The 20,382-nt window shown below is 70.5% G+C and carries 17 protein-coding genes; 13 read left to right on the top strand and 4 right to left on the bottom strand.

Annotation, left to right across the window (positions count from 1 at the left end; genetic code table 11):
* The first annotated feature begins 115 nt into the window (after nt 1-115).
* Nucleotides 116-631: an SRPBCC family protein gene (locus tag ACZ6RT_RS18530; protein ID WP_399195716.1), complete on the top strand. Its 516-nt coding sequence runs from the start codon at nt 116-118 to the stop codon at nt 629-631.
* A gap of 9 nt (nt 632-640) precedes the next feature.
* Here the strand turns inward: ACZ6RT_RS18530 and ACZ6RT_RS18525 are convergent, their stop codons facing one another.
* On the bottom strand, nt 641-1,864 hold the full coding sequence (locus ACZ6RT_RS18525) for a TerC family protein (RefSeq protein WP_470154907.1): 1,224 nt from the start codon (nt 1,862-1,864) through the stop codon (nt 641-643).
* A gap of 1,000 nt (nt 1,865-2,864) precedes the next feature.
* Here ACZ6RT_RS18525 and ACZ6RT_RS18520 point away from each other — a divergent pair.
* The 3 genes from ACZ6RT_RS18520 to ACZ6RT_RS18510 all read left to right on the top strand — a co-directional run bounded on the left by ACZ6RT_RS18520 (nt 2,865) and on the right by ACZ6RT_RS18510 (nt 6,927).
* Nucleotides 2,865-5,348, top strand: a complete 2,484-nt coding sequence (locus ACZ6RT_RS18520; protein ID WP_470154906.1) for a non-reducing end alpha-L-arabinofuranosidase family hydrolase — start codon at nt 2,865-2,867, stop codon at nt 5,346-5,348.
* A gap of 199 nt (nt 5,349-5,547) precedes the next feature.
* A complete protein-coding gene (locus ACZ6RT_RS18515; protein WP_470154905.1) occupies nt 5,548-6,162 on the top strand; it encodes an extracellular catalytic domain type 1 short-chain-length polyhydroxyalkanoate depolymerase in 615 nt (204 codons plus the stop codon).
* A gap of 18 nt (nt 6,163-6,180) precedes the next feature.
* Nucleotides 6,181-6,927 carry an RICIN domain-containing protein gene (locus tag ACZ6RT_RS18510; RefSeq protein ID WP_470154903.1) on the top strand — a complete coding sequence of 249 codons (747 nt, stop codon included), beginning with the start codon at nt 6,181-6,183 and terminating at the stop codon, nt 6,925-6,927.
* Between the two features lie 187 nt (nt 6,928-7,114).
* Here the strand turns inward: ACZ6RT_RS18510 and ACZ6RT_RS18505 are convergent, their stop codons facing one another.
* A complete protein-coding gene (locus tag ACZ6RT_RS18505) occupies nt 7,115-7,963 on the bottom strand; it encodes a fumarylacetoacetate hydrolase family protein (protein ID WP_470154902.1) in 849 nt (282 codons plus the stop codon).
* Between the two features lie 123 nt (nt 7,964-8,086).
* Entirely contained in the window at nt 8,087-8,857 is a 771-nt protein-coding gene (locus tag ACZ6RT_RS18500; RefSeq protein ID WP_399196819.1) for a FadR/GntR family transcriptional regulator, read from the bottom strand.
* A gap of 139 nt (nt 8,858-8,996) precedes the next feature.
* On the opposite strand from ACZ6RT_RS18500, the gene ACZ6RT_RS18495 reads away from it, so the two are divergent.
* From ACZ6RT_RS18495 to ACZ6RT_RS18480, 4 genes are read left to right on the top strand one after another with little or no spacing between them, the layout of a single operon-like run.
* Complete coding sequence (locus tag ACZ6RT_RS18495) at nt 8,997-10,265, top strand: ABC transporter substrate-binding protein (RefSeq protein WP_470154900.1); 1,269 nt, start codon at nt 8,997-8,999, stop codon at nt 10,263-10,265.
* Between the two features lie 4 nt (nt 10,266-10,269).
* Entirely contained in the window at nt 10,270-11,256 is a 987-nt protein-coding gene (locus tag ACZ6RT_RS18490) for a carbohydrate ABC transporter permease (protein WP_470154899.1), read from the top strand.
* Entirely contained in the window at nt 11,256-12,083 is an 828-nt protein-coding gene (locus tag ACZ6RT_RS18485; protein WP_470154898.1) for a carbohydrate ABC transporter permease, read from the top strand. Before ACZ6RT_RS18490 ends, ACZ6RT_RS18485 begins: the two co-directional genes overlap by 1 nt.
* 25 nt (nt 12,084-12,108) lie before the next feature.
* A complete protein-coding gene (locus tag ACZ6RT_RS18480; protein ID WP_470154896.1) occupies nt 12,109-13,317 on the top strand; it encodes a mandelate racemase/muconate lactonizing enzyme family protein in 1,209 nt (402 codons plus the stop codon).
* Nucleotides 13,318-13,373: 56 nt separating this feature from the next.
* Here the strand turns inward: ACZ6RT_RS18480 and ACZ6RT_RS18475 are convergent, their stop codons facing one another.
* Nucleotides 13,374-14,147 (bottom strand): FadR/GntR family transcriptional regulator, encoded by a 774-nt coding sequence (locus ACZ6RT_RS18475; protein ID WP_470154894.1) that lies wholly within the window; start codon nt 14,145-14,147, stop codon nt 13,374-13,376.
* A 308-nt stretch (nt 14,148-14,455) separates the two neighbouring features.
* On the opposite strand from ACZ6RT_RS18475, the gene ACZ6RT_RS18470 reads away from it, so the two are divergent.
* Genes ACZ6RT_RS18470 through ACZ6RT_RS18450 form a run of 5 tightly spaced genes read left to right on the top strand, consistent with a single transcriptional unit; the run spans nt 14,456 to nt 20,320 of the window.
* Nucleotides 14,456-15,829: an enolase C-terminal domain-like protein gene (locus tag ACZ6RT_RS18470; RefSeq protein WP_470154892.1), complete on the top strand. Its 1,374-nt coding sequence runs from the start codon at nt 14,456-14,458 to the stop codon at nt 15,827-15,829.
* On the top strand, nt 15,829-16,632 hold the full coding sequence (locus ACZ6RT_RS18465; RefSeq protein ID WP_470154890.1) for an SDR family NAD(P)-dependent oxidoreductase: 804 nt from the start codon (nt 15,829-15,831) through the stop codon (nt 16,630-16,632). Before ACZ6RT_RS18470 ends, ACZ6RT_RS18465 begins: the two co-directional genes overlap by 1 nt.
* On the top strand, nt 16,629-17,708 hold the full coding sequence (locus tag ACZ6RT_RS18460; protein WP_470154889.1) for a sugar ABC transporter substrate-binding protein: 1,080 nt from the start codon (nt 16,629-16,631) through the stop codon (nt 17,706-17,708). Before ACZ6RT_RS18465 ends, ACZ6RT_RS18460 begins: the two co-directional genes overlap by 4 nt.
* Nucleotides 17,698-19,305 carry a sugar ABC transporter ATP-binding protein gene (locus ACZ6RT_RS18455; protein WP_470154887.1) on the top strand — a complete coding sequence of 536 codons (1,608 nt, stop codon included), beginning with the start codon at nt 17,698-17,700 and terminating at the stop codon, nt 19,303-19,305. Before ACZ6RT_RS18460 ends, ACZ6RT_RS18455 begins: the two co-directional genes overlap by 11 nt.
* Nucleotides 19,298-20,320 carry an ABC transporter permease gene (locus ACZ6RT_RS18450; protein ID WP_470154886.1) on the top strand — a complete coding sequence of 341 codons (1,023 nt, stop codon included), beginning with the start codon at nt 19,298-19,300 and terminating at the stop codon, nt 20,318-20,320. The genes ACZ6RT_RS18455 and ACZ6RT_RS18450 overlap by 8 nt, the downstream gene beginning before the upstream one ends.
* Nucleotides 20,321-20,382: the final 62 nt, after the last annotated feature.

The following is a 20,382-nucleotide window of genomic DNA, read 5'->3' as shown; positions in this document are numbered from 1 at the left end:
CCTCGCACGGGAGGCGGGCGGCGCGACAGAAGAGCGTAAAACCAAAACGAGAGCACTGCTCTTGACATCACTGCTCAGGCTCGAGAGCATTGCTCTCGAACCCATAGGAGTGATCATGCGCAAGCTGTTCTACCGCGGCCCCTCGTCAGCGGTCCTGCACGCCGAGTACGCCGCCCGGGGCCGGATCGACACCGAGGCGCCCGTGACCTCGGCGTCCAGCGTCGTCGTCGACGCGACGCCCGCCCAGGTCTGGGAAGTGATCTCCGACCTTCGGAACTGGCCCCGGTGGGCCCCGGGGTACGAGGTGCTGCAGCTCGGCGAGACGGTGCCAGGGGCCACCTTCCGCTGGAGGCTCGGCGGGGTGAGGATCACCTCCAGGTTCGCCGTCGTCGCCCCCGGACGCGAGCTCACCTGGAGCGGCGTGGTCCTCGGCTACAAGGCCGTCGACCAGCAGCAGCTGGAGGCCCTGCCGGGCGGACGCACCCGGGTAACCATGCGGGAGAGCCTCGCGGGCCCGCTGGTCTCCCTGATCTTCGGTGCCGACAGGCTCCGCGCGGGCCACGAGCGCTACCTGGCCGCCCTGGAGACGGAACTGGCCGGACGGCCGGCGGCGCATCGGCACGTCCGCTGATCCGGGGGCTCACCCGTCCCGGCCGCCGAGCGGCGGGGACGACGGGGGCGACGGGAACGGCGAGGAGGAGTCGTGCACCTCGCACGCCCTGTTCAGCAGGGCCATCAGCCTGTCCTGCTCGCGGATCCTCGCCCGGTACCTTTCCGGAAGCCTCTTGATCTCCTCGATCTCGTGGAGCAGCGCGGCGAAGATCTCCTCACGCCGGGCGGGATCGTTCTCGACCTCCAGGTACTCCGTGGCATGGCGCCGCGCCGCCGAGACGGCGTTCTGCGCCCTGCCCTTGGGACTGAACAGCGAGACGAGCACGGTGACGACGAGGACGCCGATGATCACCCCCAGCGACAGGCCGGTGCCGATCTCCACCACCGGGACCGGCCGGCCGTCGTTGATGAACGGGACGTTGTTCTCGTGCAGGGCGTGCAGCATGAGCTTCACGCCGATGAAGCCCAGGATCACGGCGAGACCGTAGCTGAGGTAGATGAGGCGGTCCAGCAGCCCGTCGATGAGGAAGTACAGCTGGCGCAGGCCGAGCAGCGAGAACGCCGTGGCCGTGAACACCACGTACACGTTCTCCGTCAGCCCGAAGATGGCCGGGATGGAGTCCAGCGCGAACAGGATGTCGGTGCCGCCGATGGCGACCATGACGAGCAGCATGGGCGTCATGACGCGCCTGCCGTCCTGGACGGTGAACAACCTGTCGCCGTCGTAGGTGTCGGAGGTGTGGAACACCTTCCTGGCCAGGCGGATCACGATGTTGTCGGCGGAGTGGCCGTCCTCGCCCTCCGGCCTGAGCAGGTTGCCTGCGGTGATGAGCAGGATGAGGCCGAACAGGTAGAACACCCAGGCGAACGAGTTGATCAACGCGGCGCCCAGGAAGATGAAACCGGCCCGGGCGACCAGGGAGAAGACGATCCCGAAGAGCAGGACCTTCTGCTGGTCCGCGCGCGGCACCTTGAAGCTGGACATGATGACGAGGAAGACGAACAGGTTGTCGACCGACAGCGCCTTCTCCGTCACGTACCCGGCGAAGTACTCGATCCCCATCACGGTCCCGCCGAAGACCCACACGCCGACGCCGAACAGGAGCGCGACACCGACGTAGGCGGCCGACCAGCGGGTGGCCTCGGACAGGGTGGGCACGTGCGCCTTGCGCACGTGGAAGACGAAGTCGAACAGCAGCAGACCGGCGATGCCGGCGATCGTGAACCACCAGACGACAGCGGGTACGTCCATCGGCGCGCTCCGGTTCCAGGGACGGTCGGGGCGGCGCGCGCCGCGACGGCCGGCCGACCGGCCCCGCTCCGCGCTCCCCGTGCCCGGCGGGCCGGCCGATCAGGTCGGACCGCTCCCGGCCGGTCTGCGGGGTGTCATCCCCCCGCGCTCACGTCCCGACGCGAGGACGAACGTCGTCATATGGCAAAGGTCGGCTCCGGTCCGTCTGCTCGCCGGCGGTGAACACGAGGGGGCGGGCAGGGCCGGGGCGGTCGCCTCGGCGCCGGCGGCCGGGCGGTCCTCGCCGCCGGACCGCGGGACCGGGGCCCACCGGGACGGGCCCGGGAACCGCGAGACCAGGCGTGCCAGGCCGATCCGGGTCTCCGCCGCGCGAGAGAACCTCCTGTCAAGAGATCGGCGTCCGTGGGGGAAGGTCCCGACGTGGTGTCCGCCGGGGGTCACGGTGGTCGCCGAGCACGCGTTCGTGGAGCAACAGCGTGATGTGAGCGTTAACATCCTGCCTGCCGGTCGTGGCTCCTTCTCTGCCGGACGATTGTGGTGGTGGAGCGGAGCAAACACCAGACGGGAAGCGGCTGTCAAGAGTACGAAACATAACCCGGCGAAGGCCACGAGAGCGCGCTCGCCTCATCTGCCGTTCATGGACCGTCTCATCGGTGCGGACAGGACGATGTGATGAAAATTTCACAGGAAAGGTCATGCCGCAGTGGTCCGGAGCCCCGGTTTTCAGGGAGCCGGGAGGCGTCGGCGCAGGTGCGCGACATGTGTGTCATATAGCGGTACGAGAGCTTGCCAGATTAGCTTGACACATTTTGTAATAGTTTCCACACTGAGTCCCCGAGACGGCCCCCTGTCCACGTCGGTGGTGAGCGGCAGGGGCCGTCGGTCACGACGCCCGGTGGTGTGCGTTCCCCGATGACGGAACGCGGCGTCGATCCCGCGGGGCGTCTCCCCGTGACCACCCGTTTCCGCGTTTCTGTGATGCAGTTATGGAGGCTCAGGCATGGGCACCAACGCCATACCCCCACCCCGGACCCGTCGGCCCTTCGGCGGTCTTCGCCGGGCTCTGATCACCGGTGCCCTCGGCACCCTCGTGCTCGGCACGCTCACGGCGGTGACCGGCCCGGTGGCGGCCGGCGCCGCTTCCACGGGCACCGCCGGCACCACCTCGGTCAGCGCCGCGGCGAGCACTCTCGGCGCCGCCGCGGCCCAGAGCGGCCGCTACTTCGGCGCCGCGATCACCGCGGGCAAGCTCGGTGACTCGACGTACACGACCATCGCCAACCGTGAGTTCAACATGATCACGGCCGAGAACGAGATGAAGATCGACGCCACCGAGCCCAACCAGAACCAGTTCAACTTCAGCGGCGGCGACCGCGTCTACAACTGGGCCGTTCAGAACGGCAAGCGGGTGCGGGGCCACACCCTGGCCTGGCACAACCAGCAGCCCAACTGGATGCGCTCGATGGAGGGCGCCCCCCTGCGCCAGGCGATGATCAATCACATCAACGGTGTGATGAACCACTACAAGGGCAAGATCTACGCCTGGGACGTGGTCAACGAGGCCTTCGCCGACGGTAACTCCGGCGGCCGGCGCGACTCCAACCTGCAGCGCACCGGCAACGACTGGATCGAGGTCGCCTTCCGCACCGCGCGGGCCGCCGACCCGGCCGCCAAGCTGTGCTACAACGACTACAACATCGACAACTGGAGCTGGGCCAAGACGCAGGGCGTCTACAACATGGTCCGCGACTTCAAGGCCCGCGGCGTGCCGATCGACTGCGTGGGCCTGCAGTCGCACTTCAACAGCAACAGCGCCTACAACAGCAACTACCGCACGACCATCTCCAGCTTCGCCGCGCTGGGCGTGGACGTGCAGATCACCGAGCTGGACATCGTGGGCGGCTCGGTGACCACCTACGCCAACGTGGTCAACGACTGCCTGGCCGTGCCGCGCTGCACCGGCATCACCGTCTGGGGCGTACGCGACAGCGACTCCTGGCTGGGCTCCGGCACCACCCCGCTGCTGTTCGACGGCAACGGCAACAAGAAGGCCGCCTACACCTCCGTCCTGAACGCCCTCAACGCGGCGGGACCCGGCCCCACACCCGGCCCCACCCCGACGGTCACCCCCACGGGTGGCACCGGTACCGGGCAGATCAGAGGCGTGGCCTCCAGCCGGTGCGTGGACGTGCCCGGCTCCAGCACCACCGACGGCACCCAGCTGAACCTGTGGGACTGCCACACCAACCCCAACCAGCAGTGGACCTACACCGCGGCCGGTGAGTTCAAGGTCTACGGCAACAAGTGCCTGGACGCCGGTGGTACCGCCAACAACGCCAAGGCGCAGATCTACGGCTGCCACGGCGGTGACAACCAGAAGTGGCGCGTCAACTCCGACGGCACCATCGTCGGCGTGCAGTCCGGGCTGTGCCTGGACGCCGTGGGCGCCGGGACCGCCAACGGCACCCTGCTCCACCTCTACTCCTGCCACGGCGGCAACAACCAGAAGTGGACCTGGAGCGGCACCTCGGTGACCCCCACCCCGACCCCGACCGTGACGCCGACCGGCGGCACCTGCAACCTTCCCTCGACGTACCGCTGGAACTCCACCGGCGTGCTGGCCAACCCGAGGTCGGGCTGGGTCTCGCTCAAGGACTTCACCGTCGCCCCCTACCAGGGCAAGCAGCTCGTCTACGCCACCACCCACGACAACGGCACGTCCTGGGGCTCGATGAACTTCGGCCTGTTCACCAACTGGTCGGAGATGGCCTCGGCCAGCCAGAACGCGATGTCGTCCGGCACGGTGGCGCCCTCGCTGTTCTACTTCGCGCCCAAGAACATCTGGGTGCTGGCCTACCAGTGGGGCGGCCCGGCCTTCTCCTACCGCACCTCCACCGACCCCACCAACCCCAACGGCTGGTCGGCCCCGCAGACCCTGTTCTCCGGCAGCATCACCGGTTCCAACACCGGCCCCATCGACCAGGCCGTCATCGGTGACGGTACGAACATGTACCTGTTCTTCGCCGGCGACAACGGCAAGATCTACCGCGCCGGCATGCCGATCGGGAACTTCCCCGGCAACTTCGGCTCGACCTCGACCGTCATCATGAGCGACACGACCAACAACCTCTTCGAGGCCGTGCAGGTCTACAAGCTGCAGAACCAGAACCGCTACCTCATGATCGTCGAGGCGATCGGTTCCCAGGGCCGCTACTTCCGGTCCTTCACCGCCACCAGCCTGAACGGTTCGTGGACCCCTCAGGCCGCCACCGAGGCCAACCCGTTCGCCGGCAAGGCCAACAGCGGCGCCACCTGGACCAACGACATCAGCCACGGCGAGCTGCTGCGCGTCAGCGCCGACCAGACCATGACCGTCGACCCCTGCAACCTCCAGCTGCTCTACCAGGGCCGCAACCCCAACATCAACCCCCCGGACTACGGCCTCCTGCCCTACCGGCCGGGCCTGCTGACACTCCAGCGCTGACGGCGTGACGTGACGCGTCCCGGTTCCCGGGCCCGCTGACCTTCCCTCCGTCCCGCCGAAGGGCCTCCGGTGCGACCGCGCACCGGAGGCCTGGCACTGAGCGACGACGGCCCGCTCCCCGGGCCGGATCCGCCTGTCGACGCCGGGGCGTCCCCGAGCACACGCCCGCAGCCGCCCCGGACACCGAAAAGGACACGACGTGAAACGAAGGCTCAGGGCCGTCCTGGCGGCCGCCGCCTTACCCCTGGTGATCGCGGGCCTGCTCGTGGCGATCCGGCCCGCCGCGGCCGCGTCGCTGACCCAGGTGACCGGTTTCGGGACCAACCCAACGAACCTGAACATGTACGTCTACGTGCCGGACAGGGTCGCGGCACGGCCGGCGATGCTGGTCATGGTGCACTACTGCACGGGCACCGCCGCCGGGGTCTTCAACAGCGTCGGACGTGACTACGTGGCCGCGGCGGACCGGTACGGGTACGTCATCGTGCTCCCTGAGGCCACCCGCGAGGGACGGTGCTTCGACGTCTCCTCCCCCGCCGCCCTCAGGCGCGACGGCGGCGGCGACCCCACCGGGATCGTGTCCATGGCGGCGTGGGCCCGGCAGCGCTACAACGTCGACCCCGCCCGCGTCGTGGTCAGCGGCTTCTCCTCCGGGGCGATGATGACCAACGTGCTCGCCGCCCAGTACCCGGACGTGTTCAGCGCCGCCGCGGCGTTCTCCGGCGTGCCCGCCGGGTGCTTCGCCACCACCAACGGATCGCTGTGGAACAGCCGGTGCTCCGGCGGGAACCTGATCAAGTCCGCGCAGCAGTAGGGCGACCAGGCGCGGGCGATGTATCCCGGATACACCGGCCGCTACCCGCGGATGCAGCTGTGGCACGGCACCACCGACACCACGCTCGCCTACCCCAACTTCGGCGAGCAGATCAAGCAGTGGACCAACCTGAACGGGGTGGGCCAGGCACCGGTGTTCACCGACACCCCCCGGTCGGGCGTGACCCGGACCCGCTACGGCGCCACCACGACCCAGCCTCCCGTCGAGGCGTTCAGCTTCGCGGGCCACGGGCACTCCCTTCCGCTGGACGGCATGTTCCCGCACGCCCTGGCCTTCCTCGGCCTCGACGGCGGCGTGAACCCGTCCCCCACCCCGACACCGACCGTGTCGCCCACTCCTACTCCGACTCCGACGCCGGGATCGGGTCCGATCCGCGGTGTGGGATCGGGCAGGTGCCTGGACGTCAGCGGCGTCTCACAGGCCAACGGCGCGGCCGTCCAGATCTGGGACTGCAACGGCCAGAACAACCAGCAGTGGACCACCACCGCCGCGAACGAACTGCGCGTCTACGGCAACAAGTGCCTCGACGTCAGCAACCAGAGCACCACCGACGGCGCCACCGTCCAGATCTGGGACTGCAACGGCCAGAACAACCAGAAATGGCGCCTCAACACCGACGGCACCATCACCGCCCTCGGCGCGAACAAGTGCCTCGACGTCCCCAACAGCGCCACCGCCAACGGCACCCGCCTCGCCATCTGGACCTGCAACGGCGGCAACAACCAACGCTGGACCAGAGGCTGACCCCTCACCGGCACCTATGAGAAGACACCTGCGGGGATCCCCTGCCGGGGACGGTGACCGTCCCGGCGAGGGATCCCCTGCGGGGGCGGGGCCGTGTCCACCTGCCCGGCCCCGGCAGGCCGGCGCGACGTCGTGGCCGGACGGGACGCTCCCCGGGCGTGCCGTCCGGGGAGCGTCCCGTGCGTTCTCAGGCCTGTCCCATCCGCTGGCTCTGGCGGCCCAGGCCGTCGATCTCGACGTCCACCACGTCGCCCGCGCGCAGGTACGCGTCCGGGCCCATGCCGAGGGCGACCCCGGCGGGGGTGCCGGTGTTCACCACGTCGCCCGGCTCCAGGACCATGAACTGGCTGAGGTACCAGATCACATGATGAACACCGAAGATCTGGTTCTTGGTGCTGCCGTTCTGCCGGAGCCGCCCGTTGACCCACAGGCGCAGGCCGAGCGCCTGCGGATCGCCCACCTCGTCCGGGGTGACCAGCCACGGGCCCAGCGGGTTGAACGTCTCACACGACTTGCCCTTCTCCCACTGGCCGCCGCGTTCGTTCTGGAACTCCCGCTCGGACACGTCGTTGGCGATCGCGTACCCGGCGATCACGTCCGCCGCCTCCTGCGGGGAGGACAGGTAGCGGGCCGTGCCGCCGAGGACCACCGCCAGCTCGACCTCGTAGTCGGTCTTCACGCTGCCGCGCGGCACCAGGACCTCGTCCTCGGGGCCGACGACCGTGTTGGACGCCTTCATGAAGACCACCGGCTCGGCCGGGACGGCGGCACCGGTCTCCTCCGCGTGGTCGGAGTAGTTCAGCCCGATGCAGACGACCTTCCCCGGCCTGGCCACCGGGGCGCCGATCCGCTCGTACGGCCCGGCCTCGGGCAGGCCGCCCTCGGCGAGGGCGGAACGCACCCGCTCGACGCCTCCTCCGGCGAGGAACGCGCCGTCGATGTCCGCCGTCAGCGCCGACAGGTCCAGCGCCCTGCCGTCGGGTCCCATGACGCAGGGCCGCTCCCGGCCGCGCGGTCCCACCCGGAACAGTTTCACGAAACGCCTTCTTTCCCTTGGTTCGCAGGCATGCCGGTGAGACCGGGCCTGGCGGGTTCATCGGATCGGGCGGGGGCCGCCGCACGCCGCGTCCTGGTCGAGCCGTTCGAGCGGGGTCCGCGTTCAGCGCTCCAGGCGCACGGGCTCGTCCGGCCCGCCACGGCGGACGATCCAGGCGTCGGTGATGTGCCTGAACATCGCCTCGGCGGCACCGCCGGGATCGTGGGCGGCGATGCGCTCGTAGATGCGGCGATGGCCGAGGTTGGACGCCACGCACAGGGCCCGCTGGGGCTGTCCCATGTAGCGGGCGGTGTTGACGACCTGGCTCTCCAGGGCCCGCACCACGCCACGGGCGATGCGGTTCCCGGACGCCTGCATGATCGTGTCGTGGAAGGCGAGGTCGTGCTCGGCGTACGTGACATGGTCGTCCACGAGCTCGTCCATCCGGTCCACCAGCGCGCGCAGCCGGTCGACGGTGTCCTGGTCGGCGAGACGGGCGGCGAGGTTCGCCATGTCGGACTCCAGCACGCGCCGGGTGACCACGAGGTCGTCGAGGATCCCCAGGCTGTCGTCCTGGGCGATGGTCGCCGCGAGGACGAGCTCGTCGAGCATGTCCCACATCGTCGGGGGGGTGACCATGGTGCCGCTGCCCTGGCGGATCTGCACCAGCCCCTTCTCCTGAAGGATCTTCACCGCTTCGCGGATGACGGTCCGGCTCACCGAGAAGGCGTCGCAGAGCGCGGGTTCGGGAGGCAGCGGCGTACCCGGGGGGTGCACCCCCCGCACGATGCGCTCCACCAGCTCCGCCGTCACCGCCCTGGCGAGGTTGGCCGGCCGTCGCACCCACGCCGGAGGGGTTGCGACACTCGGGGGCGACTCCTGCGATGTCGTCATATCTCCTCCGGTGCCCCGGCCCGCGCCACGTTTCGACGTCAGTATATGGCACACCTATTGACGTTATACGTCATACGAATTACGTTTCGCCTCACGCAGCGGCCGGGCGAGCCGGCCGTCCTCTGGAAAGTGAACAGCGATGAAGCAGCGAACACTGTGGTCGGTCGCCCTGGTCGCCGGGCTGGCCCTGGCCGGTTGCGGGAGCGCCACCCGGCCCGCGGCGGCGCCGAGCGGCTCCGCGAAGGTCACGAAGCTCGTGGTCTGGGACTGGAAGTCGGGTGACGCGGCCGCGGCCGCCTACGTCCAGAAGGCCAAGGACGACTTCGCCAAGAAGCACCCCGGCGTCACGGTCGAGTTCGTGGCCCAGCCCTTCGACCAGTACTACACCCTGCTGGGCGCGGCCATCCAGGCCGGCACGGGACCGGACGTCATGCTGTTCAACGGAGGCGGCCAGATCCGCGACCGCGTGAACGCGCTCCTGCCGCTCGACCGGTACCTGGCCGGGGACAGGCAGCGCCTGGCGGGCTGGGACGCGTTCAGCAAGGACGGCGGGACCTACGCCGCGCCGGTGACGCTGCAGGGCCATCCGATCTACTACAACAAGACGCTGTACGAGAAGGCGGGACTCGACGGCCCCGCCACGACCTGGGACGAGTTCCTCGGCGACTGCGCCACCATCAAGCAGAAGACCGGGGCCAGGTGCTTCGCGCTCGGCAACAAGGAGGGCGCCGGCATCCAGTTCTTCATGTCGGGCCTCGGCTCGGGCATCCTGACGGCCAAGGAGTACGACGACTGGATCGCCGGCAAGCGCGACTGGTCCTCTCCCGGCGTGAAGAAGATCTTCAAGCTGTGGAAGGACACCGGCGACGCGAAGCTGAACAACGACGGGGCCAACTCGACCGCGATGTTCAACGACGCTTTCACGATCTTCAACTCCGGCAAGGCCGCCCACATCATCGGCCTGATGTCGGACATCGGGCACTGGAAGGACTTCAGCGAGTTCCTGGGGGCCGACAAGGTCGGCGTCATGCCCTCCCCGGTCGTCACCGACGGCACCACCCCGAACCTCCCCTACGACGGCGGCATCGGCTACGCGGTCGCGAAGTGGGCGAAGGACCCGGGGCTGGCCGCCGACATGGTGCGCTCGCTGACCACGACCGACGCCCTGACCTCCTTCTACTCCGAGGCCGGCGCGATCACGTCCGACACCACGATCGACGTGTCGCAGGGCCCCGCGGCCGTCGGCACGATCGTGTCCCAGATCAAGGAGGGCAAGCCCGCCCTGCACGTGGCGCTGTCCTCGAAGACCCTGGACCTGATGGGAAGGCTCTCCCAGCAGCTCCTGAGCGGATCGGCGACCGTCGACGAGGTGGTGGAGCAGCTGGCCGCCTCGGATCGGGCGAGCTGATCGCGTGCCGATCCGAGATTCGTCACCGCTGGTCCGCCCGGCCGTCCCCGGACGGACCGGCGGAGGGGAGACCGGGCGGCGCGAGCGCCGCGACGGCACCGCGACCGCTCCCCGGCGGGCCTCCCGCACGCTGCGTTCCGAACGCCTCGCGCCCTACGTGCTGGTGGCCCCGGCCCTGCTGATCATCGTCGCGCTGCGGTTGTGGCCGCTGCTGCTGGGCGTCAACTTCTCCTTCACGGGAGACGGCGAGCGCAACGGGACGATGGTCGGCCTCGACAACTACCTGGAGATGTTCCAGGACGCGACGTTCCAGAGCGCGCTGCGCAACGTCGGGCTGCTGGTGCTGCTGCTTCCCGTGGCGGTGGCCGTCCCGGGGCTGCTCGCGACGTTCGTCTACCTGCGGGTGCCCGGGCACCGGGTCTTCCGCGGCGTCTACTTCTTCCCGGCCGTGCTCTCACCGGTGATCATCGGTGCGATCTTCAACCTCATGCTCGCCTTCGACGGCCCGCTGAACACCGCCCTCGCGGCGGTCGGCGCCGGCCCGGTCGACTGGCTCGGCGACCCCGGCGTCGCCATGTTCGCGGTCGTCGGCGTGCACATCTGGGCGACCTTCGGGATGTCCCTGGTGGTGTTCCTCGCCGGGTTCGCCACCCTGGACCCCGCGCTCCTGGACGCGGCCCGGGTGGACGGCGCGTCGCTCCCCCAGATCATCCGGCACGTGATCATCCCGGGTCTGACCCGCACCATCCAGTTCGTCTTCGTGACCACGATGATCGGGATGCTGACGTCCATGTTCGGCCTGCTGTACGTCATGACCAGCGGCGGGCCCGAGGGGTCCACCTACCTGCCGGAGTACTACGTCTGGATCCAGCAGGGACAGATGAACCGCCCCGCGCTCGCCTCGGCCGCGTCGACGGTCCTGTTCCTCGTCATGCTCGTGGTGGGACTCATGCAGATCAGCGTGCTCCGCCGTTCCGGAAGGGAGGACTGATGTCCGCCAGCCGCCTGACCAGGTGGGTGGTCGCCGTCCCGATGGCGCTCCTCGCGCTGGCGACGATCTATCCCCTGGTGTTCACCACCAACGTCGCCATGAAGACCCGGCGCGAGTACGTCCTCGACCGGTTCTCCCCGACGACCTCCCTGCAGTGGGACAACATCGTCACCGCGTGGACCAGCGTCGGCATGGCGCGCTACTTCGCCAACTCGCTCGTCGTGGTGACGATCTCGGTGGCCGTCCTGCTGCTGCTGGGGTCGATGGCGGGCTTCGCGCTGAGCCAGCTGCGCTTCCGCGGCTCCAAGGCGCTCTTCCTGGGCTGTCTCGCGGCGCTGTTCATCCCGTTCCAGGTGATCATGGTGCCGCTCGCCAGGGTCATGGCGGACACCGGCCTCATCGACACCTACCCGGGACTGATCCTGGCCTACGTCGCGCAGTTCCTGCCGTTCACGATCTTCCTGATGACGAGTTACTACAAGACCGTTCCGGGGGAGATCGTCGACGCGGCGAGGATCGACGGGAACACGACGTACGGCGTCTATCGGCGGATCATGCTGCCGATGGGCACCCCGGCCCTGTTGTCGGTCGGCATCCTCGACGCGCTGTTCTGCTGGAACGACGTCCTCATCTCCCTGCTGATGATGCCGTCGGCCGACCACCGCACCCTCATGGTCGGGGTCACCTCGTTGCGCGGGCAGTACTCCGACGACATCCCCACCTTCGCCTCGGGGGTCCTGATCGCCGCCGTACCGGTCCTGATCGTCTACCTCTTTCTCCAACGCCAGATCGCCGACGGTGTCACCGCCGGTTCCACGAAGGGCTGACATGCGAATCTCGGGGTATCGCACGTTGACGACCGTCCAGGAATGGGGCCGTCCGGTCGGTGACGCCAACGGCGTCTACGCCGACGGGACCGTTCCGATCTCGATCATCCTGGTGGACACCGACGAGGGGATCACCGGCGCCGGCATCGGGCCGCACGTGGAGCTCGACGGTCTCTTCGCCGCCATCGAGGGCGAGGACCCGCGCGGCGTCACGGCGCTGTACGACCGCATGCTGCGGCAGACCTTCAAGGCGGGTCACGCGGGCGCGGTGTTCGGGACCATCGGCGCGCTCGACACCGCCCTGTGGGACATCAAGGCGAAGGCGGCCGGTGAACCGCTCTGGCGCCTGCTGGGCGGGCGCGACAGGCGGGTCCCCGCCTACGCCTCCGGCCTGGACTTCGGCCTCACCGACGACGAGCTCGTCTCGGCGTACGAGGTCTACGCCCGGCACGGCCTGCGGGCGGCCAAGATCAAGGGTGGCCTCGACATCGAGCGGGACCGGCACCGCCTGACGCTGGTCCAGGAGGTCCTGGCCGAGGCCTCACGCGGGACGCGGCCGGGCCTGATGCTCGACGTGAACGAGGCCTGGTCGCGCAAGCAGGCGATCCGGCACGTCCACGAGCTCGAGCGCACCCTGGACGTCATCTGGATCGAGGAGCCCGTCCGGCGCTGGGACGCCGAGGGGCTGGCCGTCGTCGGCCGCGGGATCCGCGCCTCGGTCGCCACCGGGGAGAACCTCACCGGGCTGGAGCAGTACCGCCCGCTGCTGGCCGCGGGGGCCGTCGACATCGTCCAGACGGCCGCGGTCTGGGGGGTCACCCACTTCCTGCGGGTGTCCGCCCTGGCGCACGCCCACGACCTGCCGGTCAGCCCCATCGGCAACATCCCGGTCGGCCTGCTGCACGCCGCGACGTCGGTGCCCAACCACATGGTCAGCGAGCTGCAGGACCTGCGGCCTCCGGTGGGGGTGTCCGCCGACCTGAGCGTCGAGGGCGGCGCGTTCCTCCTCGGGGACTCGCCCGGTCTCGGCCTCACGATCGACGAGGACGCCATCGGGGGGATCACCCGCCGGCCGGCCACCCTGACGGCCGACGGCCCCGGCGTCCGGCCGGAACACGCCGGACGGAGGCTGCTGGCGGTGACCGACACCGGGGTGGCCGACAACGGTCACGTCGCGCAGCAGCGCCTCCTCACCCCACTGGTCGTGGACGGCCGGCGCCGGCCGCCGAGGTGAGTCCCTCCGGCCCGGTGCGCAGGGCCGTGAACGGCCCCGTACGGCCTCGCGGATCCTCATCGCGTCTCCTGGTCGGCGGGCTCCGGCCAGAGCCCGTCGGTGATCCCGGTACCGGCCGGGGCCGGGTCGCCGTCGGCCGGGGAGCCCTCCACGTTCTCGAGCACCGAGCGGAGCCACGTCTCGGTCGTGCCGATGTGCACCAGCGCCGCCGCCTGGGCGAGCGTCGCGTCACCGGCGGCCAGGGCGTTGTAGATCGCCTCGTGCTCGGCGATGGTCTTGTGCGAGCTGCCGGCCTCGACCGTGCCGCGCCACACCCGCATCCGCAGGGTACGGCCGGAGATCCCGTCCAGCAGGGTGGAGAGCGTCTCGTTGCCGGTCGCCCGCACCACGGCGCGGTGGAAGGCGGCGTCATGGTGGTTCAGTTTCTCCACGTCGTCGCTGGCCGCGCGCATCGCGGCCAGGTGCTCGCCGACCTCGGCGAGCTGTCCGGCGGAGATCAGGGACGCGGCCAGCGCGGTCGCCGCGGGTTCCAGCATCCGCCGCACCTGGACGATCTCCAGCAGGGTGTCGTCGCGCAGCAGCTCGACGGCCAGCCCCAGCCCCTCCAGCAGCAACCGCGGCTCCAGGCTGGTCACGTAGGTGCCGTCGCCCCGCCGTACGTCGAGCACCCGGGCCACGACCAGCGCCTTGACCGCCTCGCGCAACGGGTTGCGGGAGACCCCGAGCAGGGCGGCGAGCTGGTGCTCGGGGGGGAGGCGCGCCCCGGGGGGAAGGTCGCCCGACCGGACGAGCGCCCGGATGCGGGAGATCGCCTCGTCGGTCAGGGACATGGGCACGACCTCCGGTCGCGAGGACGCTCGATCGGTACTCGGGTCACCGCGGGAACATAACAGACATCCCATGTTCGCGCGAGAGGCCGGCTCACCGCAAGGGCGGACATGGGACGCGTCGACGCGGCAGGGCCTGAAATATTCAGATGATTCATCATATTTGCGGTATTTCGCTGGAGGGTCTGGACACGTCGCATGCGGAGGATTACAAAGACATCCCATGTCCATGTGATGAAAATTTCTTCATCATCCGGAAACATTCGCTGGAGGTATGCCTTCGTGCGCACCCATCGCCGGAACGGAGCACCGTGACGGAGCTGATCACCGCGGTCGAGGCCCACGACATCCGGTTCCCCACCTCTCGCCACCTCGACGGTTCCGACGCCATGAACCCCGAGCCCGACTACTCCGCCGCCTACGTGATCGTGCGGACCGGCGGCGGGCAGGAAGGGCACGCGCTCGCCTTCACCGTCGGGCGCGGCAACGAGATCGCCGTCACCGCCGTGGAGTCGCTGGCGCCGCTGGTCACCGGACGGCCGGTGGCCGAGGTGCTCGGCGACCTCGGCGGGATGTCGCGCCGGCTCACCGGCGACAGCCAGCTGCGCTGGCTCGGCCCGGAGAAGGGCGTCGTCCACATGGCGGCCGGGGCCGTGCTCAACGCCCTGTGGGACCTTCGCGCGCGCAGGGCGGGCAAGCCGCTGTGGCGGCTGCTGTCGGAGCTGTCGCCCGAGGAGATCGTCGACGTCGTCGACTTCCGCTACCTGGAGGACGCGCTCACCCGGCAGGAGGCGCTGGCCATCCTGCGCGACGCCGAGCCGGGCCGCGCCGGGCGCCGCGCGCGCCTGCTCGCCGAGGGCTACCCGGCCTACACCACCACCCCCGGCTGGCTCGGCTACACCGACGACAAGCTGGTCCGGCTGGCCAAGGAGGCGGTGGCCGACGGGTTCCGCCTCATCAAGCTGAAGGTCGGCGCCGATCCGGCCGAGGACGTGCGGCGCGTGCGGCTGGCCCGCGAGGCGGTCGGCCCCGACGTGCGCATCGCCGTGGACGCCAACCAGGCGTGGGGCGTCGGCCAGGCGATCGAACGCCTGGCCCCGCTCGCCGAGTTCGACCTGTACTGGATCGAGGAGCCCACCTCCCCCGACGACGTGCTCGGTCACGCCGCCGTCCGCGAGCGGGTCGCGCCCGTCAAGGTCGCCACCGGCGAGCACGCCCACAACCGGGTGATGTTCAAGCAGTTCCTGCAGGCGGGCGCGATCGACGTCCTGCAGCTCGACGCGGCCAGGGTCGCCGGGGTCGGCGAGAACATCGCCATCCTGCTGCTGGCCGCCAGGTTCGGGGTGCCGGTGTGCCCGCACGCGGGCGGCGTCGGCCTGTGCGAGATGGTCCAGCACCTGGCGATGTTCGACTACGTGGCCGTCAGCGGCACCACCGAGGACCGCGTCATCGAGTACATCGACCACCTGCACGAGCACTTCACCGACCCGGTGGTGATCGCGGACGGCCGGTACGTCGCACCCCTCGAACCGGGAGGAGGCGGCGAGATGCACCCGGCGTCGCGCGCCGAGTACGCCTACCCGCACGGCCCCCGGTGGACCGCCGACGCGGCCACCGTCACTGCCACGGCCCCTGTCACCGCCACGGCCGGTGCCACGACCGCCAGGACCGGGGAGGTCGCGTGATGGGCACCTTCGACGGGCTCACCGCCGTCGTCACCGGCGGTGCCTCCGGCATCGGCCTGGCCACCGCCACCCTGCTGGCCGCGCGCGGGGCCCGCGTGGCCTGCCTCGACCTGTTCCCCGACGTCCCCGGCGCCCCCGGTGCCCCCGATGGCGTCCCCGGCGTGCCCGAGCCCCTGCTCGGGGTGCGGGCCGACGTGACCGACGACGCGTCGGTGCGGGCCGCCGTGGCCGAGGCCGCGGACCGGCTCGGCGGCATCGACGTCCTGGTGAACAACGCGGGGATCGGCGCCCAGGGCGGGATCGAGGACAACGACGACGACGAATGGCGCCGGGTCTTCGACGTCAACGTGTTCGGCATGGTCCGGGTGGCCAGGGCGGCGCTGCCGTACCTGCGGGCCTCACGGGCCGCGGCGATCGTGAACACCTGCTCCATCGCGGCGACCGCCGGGCTGCCGCAGCGCGTCCTGTACTCCTCCACCAAGGGCGCGGTGCTGTCCATGACGCGGGCCATGGCGGCCGACCTGGTCGCCGACGGCGTCCGCGTCAACTGCGTCAACCCCGGCACCGCCGACACCCCGTGGGTGAACCGGTTGCTGGAGGCCGCCGCCGACCCCGAGGAGGAGCGCCGGGCGCTCTCCGCCCGGCAGCCGATGGGCCGCCTGGTCTCGGCGGACGAGGTGGCCGAGGCCATCGCGTACCTGGCGAGCCCGCTCGCCGGCTCGACCACCGGCACCGACCTGGCCGTGGACGGCGGCATGCACGGCCTTCGGCTGCGACCGAGCACAGGAAAGGAACGACCATGAGACGAGGACTCGCCCTGGGAGCGGCCGCCGCCCTGGCGGCCGGGCTGACCGGCGCCTGCGGGGGCGACACCGGCAGCGGCACCGGCGGCACGGCGGCCGCCCCGGCGGGCGGCAAGCCGGTCGTCGGGGTGGACTACCCCCGCTCCGACACCGACTTCTGGAACTCCTTCATCACGTACGTCCCCCGGTTCGGCACCGAGAACGGCCTGGAGCTGAAGACCACCAACTCCCAGAACGACATCTCCACGCTCACCGCCAACGTGCAGAGCCTCATCGGCCAGGGCGTCAAGGGCCTCGTGCTGGCGCCGCAGGACACCGCCGCCGTGGCCCCCACCCTCCAGCAGCTCACCGCCAAGAAGATCCCCGTCGTCATGGTCGACACCCGCCCCGAGCAGGGCGACGCCTACATGGTGGTGCGCGCCGACAACCGGGCCTACGGCCGGAAGGCGTGCACGTTCCTCGGCGAGAAGCTGTCCGGCAAGGGCAAGGTCGTGATGCTCCAGGGCGACCTGGCCTCCATCAACGGCCGCGACCGCACCGAGGCGTTCAACGAGTGCATGAAGGCCGACTACCCCGGCATCACGGTGTTCGGCGAGGCCACCAACTGGGACGGCGCCGTCGCCTCGCAGAAACTGCAGACGCAGCTCACCGCCAACCCCGACATCAGGGGCGTCTACATGCAGTCCAGCTTCGCCCTGGCGGGCACCCTCCAGGTGCTCAGGCAGCGCGGCCTGCTGGTCCCGCCGTCCGACCCCGAGCACGTCTTCGTCATCTCCAACGACGGCATCCCCCAGGAACTGAAGGAGATCGCCGCCGGCACCATCGACGCCACCGTCTCACAACCGGCCGACCAGTACGCCAGGTACGCGCTGCAGTACACCAAGGCCGCCATCGAGGGGAAGACGTTCGAGCCCGGCCCCACCGACCACGACAGCACCATCGTCCAGGTGCGTCCTGGCCTGCTGGAGGACCAGCTCTCCGCTCCCCTGGTCACCGCCGACGGCGGCACCTACGGCGGCGTCCCGAGCGTCAAGGCGGACGACGCCTCGCTGTGGGGCAACACCCTTGGCGGCTGACCAGGCGCCCGCCCCCGTCGTCGAGGCGGCGGGCGTCACCAAACGGTACGGCGAGACCGTCGCGCTGGACCGCGCCGGGATCCACGTCATGCCCGGCCGGACCCACGCCCTGGTCGGCCGCAACGGGGCCGGGAAGTCCACCCTGGTGTCGATCCTCACCGGCCTGACGTCCCCCGACGAGGGCGAGGTGCGGTTCGGCGGCGAACCCGCCCCGCGCCCGGCCGACCGCGACGCCTGGCGGCGGCGGGTGGCCTGCGTCTACCAGAAGTCCACGATCATCCCCGAGCTGACCGTGGCGGAGAACCTCTACCTGCACCGCCACGACCTGAACCGGTTCGGGCTGGTCCGCTGGGGCGCGCTGCGGCGCAAGGCGGCCGCGCTGCTCGCCGGCTGGTCGGTGGACGTCGACGTACGCCTGCCGGCCGGCGAGCTGGACGTCGAGCAGCGGCAGTTCGTGGAGATCGCCCGTGCGCTGTCCTTCGGCGCCCGGTTCATCATCCTCGACGAGCCGACCGCCCAGCTCGACGCCGCCGCCATCGCCCGGCTGTTCACCCGCATCCGCGCCCTGCAGGAACAGGGGGTCACCTTCCTGTTCATCAGCCACCACCTGCAGGAGATCTACGAGATCTGCGACACGGTCACGGTCTTCCGCGACGCCCGGCACATCCTGACCACCGCGGTGGCCGACCTGACCCACGCCGAGCTGGTGGCCGCGATGGCGGGAGAGGCCACCGGCCTGGCCGCCGCGCTCCCCCGGGCGTCCGTGCCCGCCGACGCCGGCGAGGTGCTCGGCGTGCGGGGCCTGTCGTACGGCGACGCCTACCGGGAGGTCGACCTGCACGTCCGGGCCGGTGAGATCGTCGGCCTGGCGGGCGCGGCGGCCAGCGGCCGGACCGAGCTGGCCGAGACCGTCGCCGGGCTGCGCGCGGCCGACTCGGGCGCGATCGAGGTCGCCGGCCGTCGTCCCCGTCCCGGCAGCGTGCCCGACGCGCTCGCCGCGGGTGTCGGCTTCGTCCCCCGCGACCGGCACCACCAGGGGTTCGTCCCGATGATGTCGATCGCCGACAACGCCACCATGACCGTGCCCGAACGGCTCGGCGAGGCCGGCCTGATCAGCGGCCGGCGGCGTGACCGGCTGGCCATGACCCTGATCACCAACCTGGCGATCAAGACCCCCGGTCCCGGCCTGCCCGTGACGGGCCTGTCCGGCGGCAACCAGCAGAAGGTCGTCATGGCCAGGGCACTGGCCTCCGACCCCCGGCTGCTCGTGCTGATCACTCCCACCGCCGGGGTGGACGTGAAGTCCAAGGAGTTCCTGCTGGGCAAGGTCGAGGAGACGGCCGCCGGGGGAAGCGGCGTGCTGATCGCCTCCGACGAGCTCGACGACCTGCGGCTGTGCGACCGCCTGCTGGTGATGTTCCAGGGCCGCCTCGTCACGGAGATGGCCGCGGGATGGCACGACCACGACGTGGTGGCGGCCATGGAAGGAGTCCGGCTCGACGCCCCCGACGCCCCCGACGCCCCCGACGCCCCCGACGCCCCGGATGTCCTCGATGCCCCGGATGCCACGGATGCCACGGATGCCCGCGATGTCTGAGAAGACCCTCACGCCCGCCCCGGAGGGCGCCGCCCCCCGGCGGGAACGGCCACGGGTGCGGCCGGCCGGGCTGCGCGACTTCGCGCTGATCCCCGCGATCGTCGTGATCGCGGTCGTCGGCCGGATCGTCCACCCGATCTTCCTGCAGCCCGACAACCTGATCAACATCCTGCAGACCATGTCGGAGATATCGCTGCTGGTGATGGCACAGACGATCGTCCTGGTCGCCGGCAGGATGGACCTCTCGCTGGAGTCGACCTTCGGTCTCGCGCCGGGCGTGGCCGCCTGGCTGACCGTGGCCGTCGGCTCGGGCGCCGGGATGGGCGTGCTGCCGGGCGCCTGGGCGATCCCGGTCACCCTGGCCGTCGGCGCGCTGATCGGCGCGATCAACGCCCTGCTGATCGTGCGGTTCGGGCTCAACGGCTTCATCGTCACCCTCGGCATGCTGATCGTGCTGCGCGGCCTGCTCACCGGCGTCTCCGGCGGCCAGACCTTCTTCAACCTGCCGCCGTCGATGCTCTACCTCGGCTCGGCCCTGTGGCTCGGCGTGCCCGCCTCGATCTGGCTGTGCCTGCTGCTGTTCGCCTCCGGCGTCGTACTGCTCGGCTTCACCCGCTACGGCCGCGCCCTGTACGCCATCGGCGGCAACGTGGACGCGGCCAAGGCCGCCGGCATCCGTACCGGCCGGGTGCTGTGGACCGCCCTGGTGGGCGCGAGCCTGCTCGCCGCCCTCGGCGGCCTGCTGCTGTCGGGACGCCTCGCCTCGGTGGCCGCCGGTCAGGGCGACGGCGCCATCTTCACCGTGTTCGCCGCGGCCGTCATCGGAGGCGTCAGCCTCAACGGCGGCAAGGGCACCGTGTTCGGCGCGTTCACCGGCATCCTGCTCCTCTACATGATCCAGAACGTCCTCACCCTGGCGGGTGTGCCCGCCCAGTGGATTCAGGCCCTCAACGGCGCCATCATCCTCATCGCCCTCATCCTGTCCCGGCTGACCGGAGGCAAGGTCCAGGAATAACCCCTCTCGATCACCCCCTCCCGTTCCTCCGCCCTGGCACTTCCAAGCGCCACACCCCCTAC

It is taken from the genome of Streptosporangium sp. NPDC050148 (assembly GCF_055586505.1).
Note: the sequence above shows the minus strand (reverse complement) of the source record. Positions and strands in the feature narration are given on the sequence as shown.

Coding starts and splice junctions, on each gene's coding strand:
- ACZ6RT_RS18485 (WP_470154898.1), top strand. CDS start 11,256: ATGTCCGCCAGCCGCCTGACCAGGTGGGTGGTCGCCGTCCCGATGGCG.
- ACZ6RT_RS18530 (WP_399195716.1), top strand. CDS start 116: ATGCGCAAGCTGTTCTACCGCGGCCCCTCGTCAGCGGTCCTGCACGCC.
- ACZ6RT_RS18520 (WP_470154906.1), top strand. CDS start 2,865: ATGGGCACCAACGCCATACCCCCACCCCGGACCCGTCGGCCCTTCGGC.
- ACZ6RT_RS18465 (WP_470154890.1), top strand. CDS start 15,829: ATGGGCACCTTCGACGGGCTCACCGCCGTCGTCACCGGCGGTGCCTCC.
- ACZ6RT_RS18460 (WP_470154889.1), top strand. CDS start 16,629: ATGAGACGAGGACTCGCCCTGGGAGCGGCCGCCGCCCTGGCGGCCGGG.
- ACZ6RT_RS18500 (WP_399196819.1), bottom strand. CDS start 8,857: ATGACGACATCGCAGGAGTCGCCCCCGAGTGTCGCAACCCCTCCGGCG.
- ACZ6RT_RS18495 (WP_470154900.1), top strand. CDS start 8,997: ATGAAGCAGCGAACACTGTGGTCGGTCGCCCTGGTCGCCGGGCTGGCC.
- ACZ6RT_RS18510 (WP_470154903.1), top strand. CDS start 6,181: ATGTATCCCGGATACACCGGCCGCTACCCGCGGATGCAGCTGTGGCAC.
- ACZ6RT_RS18475 (WP_470154894.1), bottom strand. CDS start 14,147: ATGTCCCTGACCGACGAGGCGATCTCCCGCATCCGGGCGCTCGTCCGG.
- ACZ6RT_RS18450 (WP_470154886.1), top strand. CDS start 19,298: ATGTCTGAGAAGACCCTCACGCCCGCCCCGGAGGGCGCCGCCCCCCGG.
- ACZ6RT_RS18525 (WP_470154907.1), bottom strand. CDS start 1,864: ATGGACGTACCCGCTGTCGTCTGGTGGTTCACGATCGCCGGCATCGCC.